Raw genomic sequence first — 16,387 nt, 5'->3', positions numbered from 1 at the left:
CTGCTGAAAAATACGGCTTTGATCACAATATACTTTTTTGATCTCGTGAGGTATACAACATGAAAAAGATCGCAATCATCTTATGCGCTCTGGTACTGTTCATTACAGGAGGATTTATATTCTTCAGAGTACGGGGAAAAATAATAAACGGCAACCGCTACGGTACTATGGCTCTTGTCAACGGCGAATTATACTATTATGCCAACCATTATGTGTATAAATATTCATCGGGCAAAAGCAAAAAGGTCGAATGGGCTGACAACTGCTATTTTTCCATCAGCACATCTGGCGGAGATGTGGAATTCAATTACACTGATGAAGCTCCTGCCCATACCTCAGAGAATCCCTACAAGGATCTCCTGCCGTCAGCAGTCGATTATGCCTCGGTTTATGATAATAAATACGTTTATGTAAGATATCCCGAAGGTGACGCAAAAATAGTCGTATACAAAATAAACGCTCCATCTGCCGATAAAGGCAGTCTGGAAAAAATAGACGAGATCACTTTTTGATCTGAACTTATTGTAGGGGCTGGCGTCCTCGACAGCCCGTAAATTTCATAAGCTTTGCGGGACGTCGAGGACGCCGTCCCCTACATTTATTCATGGAGGTAAATTAATGAACAACAGTTTTTCCGAAAGCTACAAAAAAGCAGGCGTTGACGTTACCGCAGGCTACAAGTCAGTCGAGCTTATGAAGGAGCATATCGCCCGCACTATGATAAAGGGCGCACTGTCGGGCATAGGCGGATTCGGCGGACTTTTCGAGCTTGATATGACAGGTATCAGCAAGCCTGTACTCGTTTCCGGTACAGACGGCGTAGGTACAAAGATAAAGCTTGCTTTCATCATGGATAAGCATGATACTGTAGGTATCGACTGCGTTGCAATGTGCGTAAACGATATCATCTGCTGCGGTGCAAAGCCACAGTTCTTCCTTGATTATATCGCTTGCGGCAAGAATTTTCCCGAAAAGATAGCAACTATCGTTTCAGGTGTTGCTGAGGGCTGCGTTCAGGCACAGTGTGCTCTTATCGGCGGCGAGACAGCCGAGCACCCCGGTCTTATGCCTGAGGACGAATACGATCTCGCAGGCTTCTCAGTAGGTGTTGTTGACAAGGACAAGATCCTCCGGCCCGATACTCAGAAGGCAGGCGATGTTCTCATCGCTATCAAGTCAAGCGGTGTTCACTCAAACGGCTTCTCTCTCGTAAGAAGAGTTTTCGATGTAAATGAGCAGAACCTCAATATGCACTTCAACGATCTCGGAACAACTCTCGGCGAATGCCTCCTCACTCCTACACGTATCTATGTAAAGGCTGTTATGAGCCTTCTTGATGCTGTTAAGGTAAAGTCTATCTCACATATCACAGGCGGCGGCTTCTATGAGAATATCCCGCGTTCTCTCCCCAAGAACCTTGCTGCAAAGATCGAAAGAAACTCTGTACAGGTACTTCCTGTATTTGAGCTTATCCAGAGAACAGGCGATATCCCTGAGAGAGATATGTTCAATACCTTCAATATGGGCGTAGGTATGATAGTATCAGTTGACAAAAATGACGCTGACAAGGCTATCGCAGCTATCAAGGCAGCAGGCGAGGACGCTTATGTACTCGGCGAGCTCGTTGAGTCTGAGGAAGGCGTTATCATCTGCTGATAAAGCGCTTATCTTATCATAATTCATAACATTAGCCGCAAAATTATCCGAATTCATTATTTTTGACTGTTTAAAGCAAAAAACACTGAAACCGACACATGGGGTATGGGATTTGGAAATTTTAAAAGGTCGTGATGTTTATGAAAAAACGTATTTTACCAGCTGCATTGCTGTTTTCAGCGGTATTGGCAGCAACTCCTCTGTGCAGCAGCGCAGTCGGACAAATAGACATGGACTATAACTCCGACGGCATCGTTGACGTCTTTGATATGATAACCGCAAGACAAAACGGCGAGATATCAAGGGCGGAGCTGAATGCTATACAGAAGTTCCTGCTGGGCGTAAACGGTAAAACTCCCACAGAGTTTGAAGTACAGAACAATCCTATAGACGAGGAATGTATCCTTGAACCAAAGGGCACTGTACATACAGGCGAGGGCACTTTCTACGGCGGCGGATATACAGGCGGTCACGCTATGCTTGATCCTGTTTCCCACGATTACTGGATAGTTGCCATGAACCATTATGATTATAACGAAGCTCAGCTTGCAGGCGCATACCTTGAAGTTACAGGCGAGCTTGGCACTATAAAAATGCTTGTTACAGACGAGCTCCCCGAAGGTAAAAAGGGTGACCTCGACCTCTATACGGACGCTTTCCCGCTCATCGCTCCTGTTGAGAAAGGAAGAGTTCCCGTTAGCTGGAAGATAATCCCCCTTGATACTGCGGAGAACGCTCCTATCTCATTCAAATACAAAGAGGGCAGCACGGAATTCTGGTGCGGCGTTCAGGTGCGCAACCACCGCTACCCTATAACAAAACTTGAATATCTTAACGCTGACGGCGAATTCGTTGAGATACCGCGCCGCCCGTACAATTATTTCGAGTCCCGAGACATGGGAAAGGGTCCTTTCACCTTCCGCATAACCGATATCTACGGTCAGGTTGTCATCGACAAGGATATCCCCCTTTCCTATGACGATACGAAAATAATACAGGGACACGTTCAGTTCCCCGAATAATTTTTACTCTTGCAATAAAATAATAGGAGAAAAAACTCATGAAAAATATAGTTGTTCTCGTTTCAGGCGGCGGCACTAATCTACAGGCTCTTATCGACGCCGAAAAATCGGGTATCATCAAGGGTGGAAAAATAACCTGTGTCATCTCCTCAAAGGAAGGCGCATACGCTCTTGAACGTGCAAAAAACAACGATATATCTACAAGAGTGATCCCAAGAAAGGAATACTCTGACAGCGTGACCTACAGTCAGGCTATACTCAATGCACTTAATGAAGAAAAAGCCGACCTTGTGGTACTTGCAGGATTTATGACCATACTCGATGAGTGCGTGACAAAGGCTTACGCATACAAGATAATCAATGTTCACCCTGCACTTATCCCGTCATTCTGCGGTGAGGGCTATTACGGACTCAAAGTCCACGAAGCTGCTCTCGCTTACGGTGTAAAGGTCAGCGGAGCTACAATACATTTCGTAAACGAAGAAGCTGATGCAGGTGCTATAATCCTACAGGGAGTTGTAAACGTTGAAAAGGACGATACTCCCGAGATACTCCAGCGCAGGATCATGGAAAACGTTGAATGGAAGCTTCTTCCTCAGGCTGTATCTCTCTTCTGTCAGGACAGGATAGAGATAGTTGACGGAAAGGCTTATGTAAAATAAAACTATGAAAAAGATCAAGGAATTATTGGAAAAACAAACTATCCAGAAGCTTTTTCTGTGCTTCTGGATGTATGCTGTACTCGGCTGGCTTTACGAGGTGTTCCTCGAAGTAGTCGTATACAAATGGGGTTTCACAAATCTTGGAATAATGTTCGGACCATACTGCCCGATCTACGCCGTGGGAGCAATGCTGTTCCTGCTGTTCTTCAGTAAATTCATGAAGAAGGAAGGCGGCATCGGCTTGCAGATAGCCCGTCCGTTCATAATATTCTTCGGCTGTATGACAGTTGCCACTACAGTTGAACTTTTAGGTACATATGTCCTTGAATACTTCACAGGCTCATGGCCGTGGCAGACCTATGCGGACTATGAGATCAACTTTCAGGCAAGAATAGCCCTCTCCCCTGCTCTTAGATTCGGCATGGGCGGACTGCTGTTCATGTACTTCGTGCAGCCCTTCTATGATTGGTTTCTCGCAAAACCCAAACGCAAAACACTCAATATCATCACACTTATCGTACTTGTGGGAGTTGTCACAGACTTCGTTCTCACACTTATAATAAGATACTGATAAACCATTATCCGAAAGGAGTTATTACTATTATGAAAAAGCTTGATTTAGCACAGGAACTCAGTTCAAACGCTTACCCCGGAAGAGGTATCGTAATCGGTAAGTCCGACTGCGGAAAATACGCTGTTACTGCATACTTCATCATGGGCAGAAGCGAAAACAGCCGCAACCGCGTATTCATCGAGGACGGCAAGGGTATCCGCACAGAGGCTTTCGATCCTTCAAAGCTCACTGATCCACACCTTATCATCTACGCTCCTGTAAGAGTTCTCGGCAATAAGCTCATCGTTACAAACGGCGATCAGACCGATACTATCTATGAGCTCATGGACAAGCAGCAGACTTTCGAGCAGTCCCTCCGCACACGCGAATTCGAGGACGATGCTCCTAACTATACACCTCGTATCTCAGGAATACTCCACTTCGAGGACAAGGGCTTCAACTACGCAATGTCTATCCTCAAGAGCGCAAACGGCAACCCTGAGTCATGTCAGAGATACACATTCACATACACAAATCCCCTTGCAGGTGAGGGACACTTCATTCATACATATATGGGTGACGGCAATCCGCTCCCGAGCTTTGAGGGTGAGCCTAAGCTTGTTGGTATCAGCGGCAGTATCGATCAGTTCACAGATATGCTCTGGAACAACCTCAACGCTGACAACAAGGTATCTCTCTTTGTCCGTTATGTAAATCTTGAAGATAATACTGAGGAGACACGTATCGTAAACAAGAACAAGTAATGCTCGGTAAATGAAAAAATTCAGTATTCTGCTTGCAGCGGCATTGCTTCTTCCGCTTTCGGGCTGTAACTTTCCTTCGCTTTCAGGCAGTAAAAAAGAAATACCTGAGAATTTCTTGGCAATGCCCGATATCCTTTCTGATGACGAATTGAACATTGCTGAGAACGAACCATCTTACAAATGCATCGAATCACATTATAAAAATGGCGAACTCGAAGAAAAAAAAGAAAGGCTCTACGATGAGCATGACCATATTATATCAAAAGACAACCTTGATATAGTATCAGGCGAGCCGAAACCTGCTATGTACGGAAAAAGCGTCAATGAGTATGACTCGGACGGCAATTTGGTAAAGAGTATATGGTATTATTCGGACGAAAAAACTGTCGACAGAATTTTTATCAATACCTATGATGAAAACGGCAACAATACAAGTATAACTGTGTATTACAACGATGACGGTCAAATCAAAAAGCACCTCTACTTTGAAATGAAGTATGACGAGCACGGCAATGAGACCGAGTGGTTTGAAGTCAAAGCTAATAACAGCATCGGCACTGTCTGCAAGTATTCGTATGAGTTTGACGACAAGGGCAACATCACCAGAAAGACAACGGATTATTCATCGTCAAAACATGAGACAGAAGAGTATACATATACCTATGACGATGACGGAAATATGCTTACAGAAAACCGCAAAAGATATTCAAAAAAAGAAACTCTTTTTGAAATCAGCCGCAAATGCGATTACGACAGCCGCGGCAATCTTATCAGGGAAGAGTCAAGCTTCAGCGACGGCAGAGCAGATAAGGTCATATCCTATGAATATGATGCTCAGGACCGCAAAATACGCGAAACTGACGGTTATTCCGAGACCGTATACGAATATGAAGACCTTAAACAGGCTGATTGATATATTATGAAGATATCATTTGATCTTGACGAGACTCTTTTCGTAAATCCTGCGGAAGTCCCCACAGAGCCCGAACTGAAATTCCCGTATAACAAGATATACAAGGACAAGCTCAGGAAAGGTGCTGTGGAGCTTCTAAAATGGATAAACGACTTTGATACAGAGCTGTGGATATACACCACCTCAAACAGGACAGACAGGTATATCCGCGGTATTTTCAGGCACTACGGCATAAGGATAGACAGTATAGTCAACGCCGTCCGTCACGAAAAGGAAGTTGCACGAGGAAGAGCAAACTTCCCTTCAAAATATCCCTCTGTTTACCGTATTGACCTTCATGTGGACGATGAAAAGTCCGTCTATGAAAATGGTATAGCATACGGATTCAGAGTGTATCACATCACCAACGATGATACTGACTGGGCAGACAATATCCGCAAAGAGCTTGAAAGAATAAAAAGAAATCAGGACAGGTAACTGAGCCGTATAGCGGCTATATTAGGGGAAAGTGATAAAATGAACATAGTTACTATTGACTGCCCTCACTGCGGTGCGGCAGTTGAACGTAAAAAAGATGAATACTTCGGAGTCTGCCCTTACTGCGGCTGCGAGGTATGCTTCGATGAAGCAAAGGCTGAGGCTGAGGTATCGGGCTTGCGGGATAAAGTAAGCGACCTTGACAAGCATCTGAATGCCGAGAAGCAGTACAAGCAGCAGCTTGCAGCATGGGAGAAAAAACGCAATAGGCTGTACCTTATCACAGGTGTAATGTCCTTTGTGGGTTTCTTATGTGCGGTACTCAGCAGTGACTCTGAGGACGGCTACATAGCTATTGGGGTTACGCTTATACTGGGTGCACTGTTCGGTCTGCTTACCGTTTCTCTTCTCAGGTGTGCGGACTGCCCCAAGCCTGTTGACGCAGATACTCCAAAAAAAGGCAGCTTCCTGAAGGTATTCGGTACAGGATTTATTATCCTCTGCGGAACAGCTTTCATTTCAGCTATCATATACGCTATATTCACTGCCTGATTTTTTCTATGTCTATATAAAGCCTTTCAGCGGCTGAATAATTATGCATAAAGCATTATTAATTATGAATTAATATAAGGAGGACATTAACCATGTCAAATGAAATGCAGTTAAAATACGGCTGTAACCCAAATCAGAAGCCATCAAGAGTTTATATGGCAGACGGCAGCGAGCTCCCTATCGAGGTGCTCTGCGGCAAGCCCGGCTATATCAATCTTCTTGACGCTTTCAACGGCTGGCAGCTCGTTAAGGAGCTCAAGGCTGCTACAGGTATGTGTGCAGCAACTTCATTCAAGCACGTATCTCCGGCAGGTGCTGCTATCGGCAGACCTCTCAGCGATGATCTGAAGAAGATCTACTGGGTAGAAGATCTCGGCGAGCTCACTCCCCTTGCAAGTGCTTACGCAAGAGCAAGAGGTGCTGACAGAATGTCCTCTTACGGCGATTTCATCGCACTTTCCGACAAGGTTGACGTATGCACAGCAAAGATGATACAGCGTGAGGTATCAGACGGCGTTATCGCTCCTGACTATGATCCCGAGGCACTTGAGATACTCAAGTCAAAGAGAAAGGGTACATACTGCATACTCAAAATGGACGAGAGCTACAAGCCTGCTCCTATTGAAACAAAGCAGGTATACGGCGTATCCTTCGAGCAGGGACGCAACGAGCTCGATATCAACCGCGAGCTCCTCGCTAACGTAGTTACCGAGAATAAGGATATCCCCGACGACAAGAAGGACGATCTCCTTATCTCTCTCATCACACTTAAATACACACAGTCAAACTCTGTTTGCTACGTAAAGGACGGACAGGCAATCGGTATCGGTGCAGGTCAGCAGTCACGTATCCACTGCACAAGACTTGCAGGTCAGAAGGCTGACAACTGGTGGCTGAGACAGTCTCCACAGGTAATGGGACTCCAGTTCGTTGATGATATCCGCCGTGCAGACCGTGACAACGCTATCGACGTTTACATCGGCGACGAGTACGAGGACGTTCTCCGTGAGGGCGAGTGGCAGCGTATCTTCAAGGTAAAGCCTGCTGTATTCACACGCGAAGAAAAGAAGGCTTGGCTTGCCAAGAACACAGGCGTTTGCCTCGGTTCAGACGCTTTCTTCCCATTCGGCGACAACATCGAAAGAGCTAAGAAATCAGGTGTTGAATATATCGCAGAGCCGGGCGGTTCTATCCGTGATGATAACGTTATCGAGACCTGTAACAAGTACAATATCGCTATGGCATTCACAGGAATACGTCTTTTCCACCACTGATAAAAATGTTCAGGCTGCGGTCAAAAAACGACCGCAGCCTTGTATTATGGAGATATACATATGAAAAAACTTCATTTCACAGCTGTTATTGCAGCTGCTTTGATGTCGGTATCACTTTTCAGCTGCCTTGAAAAAAAGGAAGATACCTCCAATAAGCCTGCTTCTTCCGCTTCCGAAGCATCGACCGAAGGAACTACATCTGCTCCGCCTGTTCCTGTATCGCCGCTGACTGAAAAGATCGAGTACAAAAGCGGCAATTACATAAGTGAATCGTTCTCGTTGTATGCTGAACCTAATATATGGCAGTATGACGACTCCGCATCTGTTAAAGACGGGGGAGCTTTGCCCTGCGACCTGAAAATGGTCACCGACAGGGACTTTACCACCTGCGGTCTGAAGGTTTATGTATCCGAAAATAAAAGCGGCATTTCCGCACAGGAAACAATAAACGCCGAAGACAGCACCGCTATAGTTTTTACGGGTTCACTGGCAACAGGAAAAAATACCTTCTATTACTGCGAATGGGCATCAAATGACAATATGCATTGCAGGTCTTATCTCGCAGACTTCGGAGACAAATACCTGTGCGCATATGCAGAAAGCTCAAATTTCGGTTATGTTGAAGGTAAAATAGCTGATGTGCTTCAAAGTATAAAAAGCAAGTAAAATACGGCTTCTCGGCTGTCGCTTTTTTTCGCCGATAACACGTATAAATATCACAACATTCGGATTATTCACGAAAAAATATTTTAGCATTAGTTTTTTCGCTTCATTTCTTGCTTTTTCAGTGATTATATGTTATAATGATTTATGTATCATATATTGCGAAAATACCGCAATAGTATTTATTTTCTATTATATCTGGGGGGGCAATTTTATGAGCAGCAGTTACAATTCTATCTCACTAAAAAAGCTTTACATAACCGCCGCCGCTTTCACTGTTTTATACATAATACTCTCAGTGATCGCTTATCTTGTTTCCGGATCAGTTTTCAATGCACTTTTAAGCGATTCGATAAAAGATAATCACCCCGAAATAGCAATGTCAGGCAATTGCAAGACATTGCTCTGCGCAGTCCGGATAGTATGGCTGCCGTTTCTGATATATATATTCAGCTGTGTAGGCTGGGCTTTTTCAGCAAAACGCTGCAAACGCACACTGAAAGCTGCACCTGCACTATGGCTTTTCGGATTTATTGCCGAACACGTTCTGGCTTTATTTATATCCCATACCTCAATGGCTGAAAAACATATTTCCGAGCGCTGGCTAATTCAGCGTACAGAATACACAACATTCTTTTTCAGTATACTTCTTGTAGGCGCACTGGTACTTGTATGTACAGCCGCCGCCCTCGGTATAGATGAAGACCGCCACGTAAAGCATTTAAAATATAAATAAGGAGCATAAAAATGCAGAAATCAAACACACTAAAGATCACATTACTAATTTCATCACTCTTCTGTATCGTTAAACTTGCACTTGACATATTCTTTATAATGCATGATCACCTTTCGATATATACCGCTATGTTCGGTGACAACTTCAAAAGCGAAGTCCTGCCTACAAATGTGAAATTCGGACTTATAATCGAGGCTGTCATCGTTTCGGTTCCTATATGCATACTCGCATCTGTCAACTACGCATACAAGGATCTGAATAAAAAAAGAGGCATAACCACAATATTTCTTGCGGTAATACTGTTCATAACCGACTATGGCTGCTCAATGCTTCTCAACCGTATAATATGCAATGATATCATGAAAAAATACGGCGAAAACATAGTGGCGATAGTTACTCAGGTAAACTCTTTAAGAGTTTTTTCGGGCTTTCTTGTCTGTGCTGCATTCGTTATGGTATGCTGCTGTGCCTCTATAGAGATATACGGAGGAAGTCTTGCAGAAAACATGGAATTAGGGAAAAAAAGCGCCTAAACGCGAAATTTTCGGCGTTTTTACTATAAAATAAGCTTTTAGCGAATGAGCAGAAGGGGTTCTGTGCCGTTCGTTATAATATAATGATATAAGGAAAAAAACAAAAGGGGAAATTTAACTATGAAAAAAATTCTAATAATCATCTTATCTATCGCTGTGCTCGCAGCAGCAGGTTCTATAGGATATACATACTATATGACTCACCCTTCTGTGGAATACACAACTGAAAATTTCAGCTTTAAAGTACCGAAAGGCTTTAAGCTTTTAGATGATGACGGAGCAGGACTATACGATATGGTGTTCAGCGGTCCTTTTCACAGCAGGATATATTTCGATGACTGTACCTATAACTGTACAGTAAAAGCTTACACAGAAGGTTCTGAAGACAAAGCAAAGGCTTTTGATATTGGTTCCGGGCTTGAATGTTATGCAGAGCATACCACAAATACCAAGTCAGAGCCGCTGATACAATACGTTGCAGGAACTGATACCCGCTTTTTAGATGTAAAGACCAGCTGTTCTTCCGTAAAAGCTTTCCTTTCAGAAAAGGCTATAAAGAATATCATGAGGACAGTAAAGTACACTTCGGATTTCAGACTTTCTGATCTTCCCGAAGAATACGACTATCCCTACTTCACCATAAAGACAGGTCATAAATATTTCGTCTCGGATAATGAGATAAACAATGATAAATCTCTGATTGATATCAAGATAAGATATACCGAGGGAGATGATTATTTCAACACTTCCTACCCAGCAGTATTTTTGTCTGTGTCTGAGTCGGATAAAGTGTCTTCTCCGTCCGAATATCTTGATAGCCGATATGAAAAATTTAAAAGCGGCAGTGAGTATTTTTTTGATCCTGTACGCGATCAAAAAGAGATTTTCGGAATTAAATGTGAGTATCTCTGCTTCAAACAAAATTTTGGTGAAGATGGAGATATAATAAAGTACGAGCAATATGGCTTTGTCAAAGGCGATAAGAATTACCTTATCACCGCAGAAGGCACAATAGGCACAGATGAAACTGATATAAAAGAAATGCTTGACGGCATTACAATAAAATAAAACTCGGAGGGGAAATGAGAAAAAACCTTTTTATGACTGCATTATTCTGCTCAGCTCTTATGCTTTGCAGCTGCGGACCTTCATCTCTTATCGAAGAGAAGGATACAGAAACGGACACCACCGTAAATACAACTGAAGCTGTAAATACAACAGAAGCATCTGCTGCGGATAATGAAGATACGAAAGAAAATATAACTGAAAACAGTGATTTTGAATATGTCCCAATGTCAGAACCCGACCTGAATATCAGTCTCAACGAAGATGAATTCCGCATCTCTTATTTCAGTATGAAGCTCCCTGTCGATAAAATGCGTATGCTCGACGAAGAAGAAAAAAGCAATGTAGACCCACGTGACACATACAGTTCTATATTCATTCCCGACGGCGAATACGCAGAAGCTGACGGCAATGCTCTTGCAGCTGTCGAATGTTCGGGAAAACAGCTGCATATTCATTCATCTGACCTGTTTGAAGGCGATCTCGAGAGTATGAAGTTCACGGCATCTGACGCAAACGGCAGTATTATCACCGTAAACGGTCTCGACGCCTATGAGATAACAGGCATCAGCAAAAATGACAGCTCTGTAGAGTTTGTAAATTACAAAATAAGCAGTCCTGATGGCTGTTTCATAAATATAATGTTACAGGCTTCAAACGAAAAAGGCAGAGAATGGCTGGAAATAGTCAAGGAAAGTATTCTCGGAAGCATTGCCGCTGACGAATCTCCTTATGAGTCCAAGACCTTTTCGTGCCCATATTTCAGAATATCCGAAAGTGGGAACTGGTATATCGGTTCTGAAATTGCGCCTGACGACAGAGGACTTTACTGGGTAAGCTTCTACAATAAAGATACTCTTGCAAGCGGAACATCTTATACCGCATTTGATGCAAATATATCTGATACTACCATAAAAAAAGAAGTCAAAGAAGTACTTGAAGACATAGAAAAAGAAGATATTCTCGCAAACGAAGAAACCGAATTCAGAGGTCATAAGGCAAGGTATGTAAAGGTAAATAATCCTGCCACATACTTTGAATATGTATTCTATGAACTTGATGACTGTATTGCCTGTATCTTCACCAATCTGTCAAAGTATAACTACGATCAGCTCAAAGCGGAGTCTGATGAGCTTGTTGAGCAGTTAATTTTAAATGAATAAATATCCCCAAGGAGGAATTTTCCAATGAAGAACGTATTAGTAGTAGGCGGCGGCGGACGCGAGCACGCTATTATAATGAAACTGGCTGAAAGCCCTAAGGTAGGCAAGCTCTACTGCACTCCGGGAAACGGCGGTATATCCAAGTATGCTGAGTGCTTCAACGTAGGTGCAACAGATGTTGACGGAGTAGTTGCTCTTGCAAAACAGCTAAAACCAGACATGGTAGTAGTTGCTCCTGATGATCCCCTTGTACTGGGTATGGTAGACGCTTTGCAGGCAGAGGGCTTCATGACATTCGGTCCTAAGGCTAATGCCGCTATTATAGAGGGCTCTAAGGTATTCTCAAAGGAGCTTATGAAGAAATACAATATCCCTACAGCTTTTTACGAGGTATTCACAGAGTCCGATAAGGCTATCGCTTATCTCAAGGAGCAGAACAGCTACCCTGCTGTTATAAAGGCTGACGGTCTTGCACTTGGCAAGGGCGTTATAATCGCTCAGAACGAGGAAGAAGCTGTTGCGGCTGTACATGAGATGATAGACGAGCTCAAATTCGGAAAGAGCTCCTCACGTATTGTTATCGAGGAATTCCTCACAGGACCTGAGGTATCTGTTCTCAGCTTCACTGACGGAAAGACTTTAGTTCCTATGATATCCTCTATGGATCACAAACGCGCTCTTGACGGAGATCAGGGTCTCAACACAGGCGGTATGGGTACTGTTTCACCTAACCCATGCTACACCGAGGCTATCGCTAAGGAATGTATGGAAAAGATATTCATTCCAACAATGAATGCTATGAATTCCGAGGGACGCACTTTTGAGGGCTGTCTCTACTTCGGACTTATGATAACTCCTAAGGGACCAAAGGTAATCGAATACAACTGCCGTTTCGGCGATCCCGAAACTCAGGTGGTACTTCCTATGCTTGACGCTGACCTCTATGAGATATTCGAGGCTATATACAACCACGAACTGGACAAGGTGGATATCAAGTGGCATAAGGGAAGCTGTGCCTGTGTAGTAATGGCAAGCGGCGGATACCCTGAAAGCTATCCTAAGGGAATCGTTATGAACGGCTTTGACGATAAGGGGCAGGTTGATGGCTGCTTCGTTTACCATGCAGGTACAAAGCTTGGCGAAAACGGTGAATTTCTCACAAACGGCGGTCGTGTTATCGGCGTTACCGCAAAGGGCGATACTCTTCAGGCTGCACTTGATAAGGCTTATGAAGGAGTATCAAAGATAAGCTTTGAAGGTGCTCATTTCAGAAAAGACATAGGACAGAGAGCACTCAAGGCACTCGGCTAAGGAGCAGTTTATGCATGAACGTTTAAATAACGGTATAAAATACTGTTTCATCGCAAATATTCTATTCTTTGCATTCGGCATTATATGCCTTTTCTATTACAACACCTACGACTCAGAATCATTGTTTTCAAAGGCACTTGAAATTATTGCTTATATATCAGAGATCTGCGGATTCTGCCTTTTCCTTTGGGGAGACTGGCTTATGTCTACGGCTATGAGATTCAGGAGAATGATGAAAATATGCATTACGATATATATTTTCATAGAAGTTTTAATGATGATACTGGAACTCAATTCCTACAGACTTGAATTCTATAAACCATATTCTCTCCTGCTCGCTATGGTACATTCAGCTTTCTCGGGGCTTACCTGCCTGACTTTTTTACAGCTTGATCCTGATAAAAAGAAGCTGGAGTTATTCACCATTATAAGCATAGCTATTATGTTCTGCGGAATGCTTGGAAATATCATCGGACTTCGTATTTATTTCAGTATCATAGTAAATTCTGTTGCATTCGCTCTGATGTTCTTCTCAGTGCGCAGACTTATAGAGCGTGAGGATATCGAGGTGGACTGCCACGGCGATAAAGCACGAGTTGCGGAATTCACAAGTAAAATTGTCGATGATTGAGAACACCTTTCATATATACTACGAAAAAGGGTAGAATTCAATGCAATATCATTGAATTTCAGAAAAATAATTTTTGAGTTCTATATTTCATACAAAAACAAACGCCTGCATTTGTGAGCTTTCACAATGCAGGCATTTTTAGTAGTTAATGATTAGTTTAGGGGCGGATAATATCCGCCCCTAAACAAAAAAGGCGAACCTATCGGTTCGCCTTTAATTATGAAATATGCATTATAATTACGAATCAGATCAATACATTCCGCCTGCTGGCATTGCAGGAGCTGCGGGAGTGTCCTCCTTGATATCAGCAACAAGGCTCTCTGTTGTAAGAACCATTGAAGCTACTGATGCAGCGTTCTGGAGTGCGCTTCTTGTAACCTTAGTAGGATCAACGATACCAGCAGGTATCATATCTGTGTATACCTCATTGTAAGCATCGAAGCCGTAGCCAACCTTACGTGAACGTACTATCTTGTCGATGATTACGCTGCCCTCAAGACCTGCGTTCTCAGCGATCTGACGTACAGGAGCTTCAAGTGCCTTGAGGATTATCTTAGCACCTGTCTTTTCATCGCCGTCAAGTGTCGGGATAAGCTTGTTTACAGCAGGCATAGCATTTACGAATGCTGTACCGCCGCCTGCTACGATACCCTCTTCAACAGCTGCCTTTGTAGCTGCAAGAGCGTCCTCGATACGAAGCTTCTTTTCCTTCATCTCGATCTCTGTAGCAGCACCTACCTTGATAACTGCAACACCGCCTGCAAGCTTAGCAAGTCTTTCCTGAAGCTTCTCACGGTCAAAATCGGAAGTTGTAGTCTCGATAGCTGCACGGATCTGGTGAACTCTTGACTCGATAGCCTTCTTGTCGCCAGCGCCGTCAACGATGATAGTGTTCTCCTTCTGGATAACTACCTGCTTAGCCTGACCGAGCTGCTGGATAGTTGTCTCGCTGAGTTCGAGACCAAGCTCGGAAGAAATTACCTCGCCGCCTGTGAGAACTGCGATATCCTTGAGCATTTCCTTACGTCTGTCACCAAAGCCCGGAGCCTTAACAGCTGCAACCTTGAATGTGCCGCGGAGATTGTTGAGGATAATTGTTGTAAGAGCTTCGCCCTCAACGTCCTCAGCAATGATAACGAGCTTCTTGCCCATTTTTACGATCTGCTCGAGAAGTGGGAGTATCTCCTGGATAGAAGATATCTTCTTGTCTGTGATAAGAACGAAAGCGTCATCGTAAACAGCTTCCATCTTGTCTGCATCTGTTACCATATATGGTGAGATGTAACCTCTGTCGAACTGCATACCTTCAACAACTTCGCTGTATGTCTCAGCTGTCTTGCTCTCTTCAAGAGTGATAACGCCGTCAGCAGTTACCTTCTCCATAGCCTCAGCAATGAGCTTACCTACTGCCTCGTCAGCAGAAGAAACTGTACCTACTCTTGCAATATCCTCACTGCCCTGTACAGCCTTTGAATTGTCAACGATAGCCTTTACAGCAACGTCTACAGCCTTAGCGATACCCTTCTTGAGTACCATTGGGTTTGCACCTGCTGCGATATTCTTCATACCCTCACGAACAATAGTCTGTGCGAGAAGTGTAGCAGTTGTTGTACCGTCACCAGCTGCATCGTTTGTCTTTGTAGCAACTTCCTTAACGAGCTGTGCGCCCATGTTCTCGAAAGCGTCCTCAAGCTCGATATCCTTAGCGATAGTAACACCGTCATTTGTGATGAGCGGAGCACCGAACTTCTTGTCGAGAACTACGTTTCTGCCCTTAGGTCCCATTGTTATTCTTACAGTATCAGCAAGCTTGTCGATACCTGCCTGAAGAGCCTTTCTTGCGTCTTCGCCGTACTTTATATCCTTAGCCATAGTTATCTACTCCTTAAAACTTAATTCTTTATTGAGCTATCAGCCTTTCGCCTTTAGCCCTTAGCCTGTGGTGTCCCTTCGGGACATATTCAAATATTATCGCGTCAGCGATACCAATAGCTAACAGCTAATGGCTCATGGCTAACGGCTTTATTTTACTGTTGCGAGGATATCTTCCATCTTTACTATGATGTACTCTTCGCCCTCGAGCTTTACATTAGTGCCTGAATACTTGGAAATGAGCACCTTGTCGCCCTTTTTAACTTCCATTTTAACATCAGAAGTACCGGGACCTACTTCAACGACCTCGGCTACCTCAGGCTTTTCCTTTGCTGAACCTGAAAGAATGATACCGCTCTTTGTGGTCTCCTCAGCTTCGACCATTTTTACGACAACTCTGTCCTGTAAAGGTTTGATAGTCATGATATATACCTCCTGAAAAATTAATAAGCAATTCAAGTTTAGCACTCTTTCTCTTTGAGTGCTAATTATATTTTACCACCTTTTTACAATAAATCAAGCCTTTTCTGCAAGCTTTCA

The 16,387-nt window shown here is 43.6% G+C and carries 19 protein-coding genes; 17 read left to right on the top strand and 2 right to left on the bottom strand.

The window, feature by feature from the left end; translation table 11 throughout:
* Nucleotides 1-59 precede the first annotated feature (59 nt).
* The 17 genes from L870_RS0109635 (at nucleotide 60) to L870_RS0109555 (ending at nucleotide 13,975) form a co-directional block, all read left to right on the top strand.
* Nucleotides 60-512, top strand: a complete 453-nt coding sequence (locus tag L870_RS0109635) for a hypothetical protein (RefSeq protein WP_028517972.1) — start codon at nucleotides 60-62, stop codon at nucleotides 510-512.
* 106 nt (nucleotides 513-618) lie between these two features.
* The gene (gene purM / locus L870_RS0109630) at nucleotides 619-1,656 is read left to right on the top strand and encodes a phosphoribosylformylglycinamidine cyclo-ligase (protein WP_028517971.1); all 1,038 of its coding nucleotides are present in this window, start codon (nucleotides 619-621) and stop codon (nucleotides 1,654-1,656) included.
* 140 nt (nucleotides 1,657-1,796) lie between these two features.
* Nucleotides 1,797-2,678 carry an expansin EXLX1 family cellulose-binding protein gene (locus tag L870_RS0109625; protein ID WP_080676406.1) on the top strand — a complete coding sequence of 294 codons (882 nt, stop codon included), beginning with the start codon at nucleotides 1,797-1,799 and terminating at the stop codon, nucleotides 2,676-2,678.
* 38 nt (nucleotides 2,679-2,716) lie between these two features.
* Nucleotides 2,717-3,340: a phosphoribosylglycinamide formyltransferase gene (gene purN / locus L870_RS0109620; protein ID WP_028517969.1), complete on the top strand. Its 624-nt coding sequence runs from the start codon at nucleotides 2,717-2,719 to the stop codon at nucleotides 3,338-3,340.
* 4 nt (nucleotides 3,341-3,344) lie between these two features.
* Nucleotides 3,345-3,911 (top strand): putative ABC transporter permease, encoded by a 567-nt coding sequence (locus L870_RS0109615; protein WP_028517968.1) that lies wholly within the window; start codon nucleotides 3,345-3,347, stop codon nucleotides 3,909-3,911.
* Between the two features lie 32 nt (nucleotides 3,912-3,943).
* Complete coding sequence (locus L870_RS0109610; protein ID WP_028517967.1) at nucleotides 3,944-4,657, top strand: IMP cyclohydrolase; 714 nt, start codon at nucleotides 3,944-3,946, stop codon at nucleotides 4,655-4,657.
* A 10-nt stretch (nucleotides 4,658-4,667) separates the two neighbouring features.
* Entirely contained in the window at nucleotides 4,668-5,570 is a 903-nt protein-coding gene (locus L870_RS0109605; protein WP_028517966.1) for an RHS repeat domain-containing protein, read from the top strand.
* Nucleotides 5,571-5,576: 6 nt separating this feature from the next.
* Complete coding sequence (locus L870_RS0109600; protein WP_028517965.1) at nucleotides 5,577-6,047, top strand: hypothetical protein; 471 nt, start codon at nucleotides 5,577-5,579, stop codon at nucleotides 6,045-6,047.
* Between the two features lie 39 nt (nucleotides 6,048-6,086).
* Entirely contained in the window at nucleotides 6,087-6,599 is a 513-nt protein-coding gene (locus L870_RS0109595) for an MFS transporter (protein ID WP_028517964.1), read from the top strand.
* A gap of 92 nt (nucleotides 6,600-6,691) precedes the next feature.
* Nucleotides 6,692-7,873 carry a phosphoribosylaminoimidazolecarboxamide formyltransferase gene (locus tag L870_RS0109590; protein ID WP_028517963.1) on the top strand — a complete coding sequence of 394 codons (1,182 nt, stop codon included), beginning with the start codon at nucleotides 6,692-6,694 and terminating at the stop codon, nucleotides 7,871-7,873.
* Nucleotides 7,874-7,933: 60 nt separating this feature from the next.
* Nucleotides 7,934-8,539, top strand: a complete 606-nt coding sequence (locus L870_RS17220) for a hypothetical protein (protein ID WP_037271718.1) — start codon at nucleotides 7,934-7,936, stop codon at nucleotides 8,537-8,539.
* A 211-nt stretch (nucleotides 8,540-8,750) separates the two neighbouring features.
* Nucleotides 8,751-9,272 (top strand): hypothetical protein, encoded by a 522-nt coding sequence (locus L870_RS0109580; protein WP_037271715.1) that lies wholly within the window; start codon nucleotides 8,751-8,753, stop codon nucleotides 9,270-9,272.
* An 11-nt stretch (nucleotides 9,273-9,283) separates the two neighbouring features.
* Nucleotides 9,284-9,805, top strand: a complete 522-nt coding sequence (locus L870_RS0109575) for a hypothetical protein (protein WP_028517961.1) — start codon at nucleotides 9,284-9,286, stop codon at nucleotides 9,803-9,805.
* Between the two features lie 120 nt (nucleotides 9,806-9,925).
* A complete protein-coding gene (locus tag L870_RS0109570; RefSeq protein WP_028517960.1) occupies nucleotides 9,926-10,873 on the top strand; it encodes a hypothetical protein in 948 nt (315 codons plus the stop codon).
* Between the two features lie 14 nt (nucleotides 10,874-10,887).
* Nucleotides 10,888-12,033 carry a hypothetical protein gene (locus L870_RS0109565; protein ID WP_028517959.1) on the top strand — a complete coding sequence of 382 codons (1,146 nt, stop codon included), beginning with the start codon at nucleotides 10,888-10,890 and terminating at the stop codon, nucleotides 12,031-12,033.
* 24 nt (nucleotides 12,034-12,057) lie between these two features.
* Nucleotides 12,058-13,344 carry a phosphoribosylamine--glycine ligase gene (gene purD / locus L870_RS0109560; RefSeq protein WP_028517958.1) on the top strand — a complete coding sequence of 429 codons (1,287 nt, stop codon included), beginning with the start codon at nucleotides 12,058-12,060 and terminating at the stop codon, nucleotides 13,342-13,344.
* 10 nt (nucleotides 13,345-13,354) lie between these two features.
* A complete protein-coding gene (locus L870_RS0109555) occupies nucleotides 13,355-13,975 on the top strand; it encodes a hypothetical protein (protein ID WP_028517957.1) in 621 nt (206 codons plus the stop codon).
* A gap of 249 nt (nucleotides 13,976-14,224) precedes the next feature.
* Here the strand turns inward: L870_RS0109555 and groL are convergent, their stop codons facing one another.
* Nucleotides 14,225-15,847 (bottom strand): chaperonin GroEL, encoded by a 1,623-nt coding sequence (gene groL / locus L870_RS0109550; protein WP_028517956.1) that lies wholly within the window; start codon nucleotides 15,845-15,847, stop codon nucleotides 14,225-14,227.
* A gap of 150 nt (nucleotides 15,848-15,997) precedes the next feature.
* Nucleotides 15,998-16,270 carry a co-chaperone GroES gene (locus L870_RS0109545; protein WP_028517955.1) on the bottom strand — a complete coding sequence of 91 codons (273 nt, stop codon included), beginning with the start codon at nucleotides 16,268-16,270 and terminating at the stop codon, nucleotides 15,998-16,000.
* Nucleotides 16,271-16,387: the final 117 nt, after the last annotated feature.

The organism is Ruminococcus flavefaciens ATCC 19208 (genome assembly GCF_000518765.1).
In the GTDB taxonomy this organism is placed as follows: Bacteria; Bacillota; Clostridia; order Oscillospirales; family Ruminococcaceae; genus Ruminococcus; species Ruminococcus flavefaciens.
This window is presented reverse-complemented; position numbering and strand designations above follow the sequence as displayed.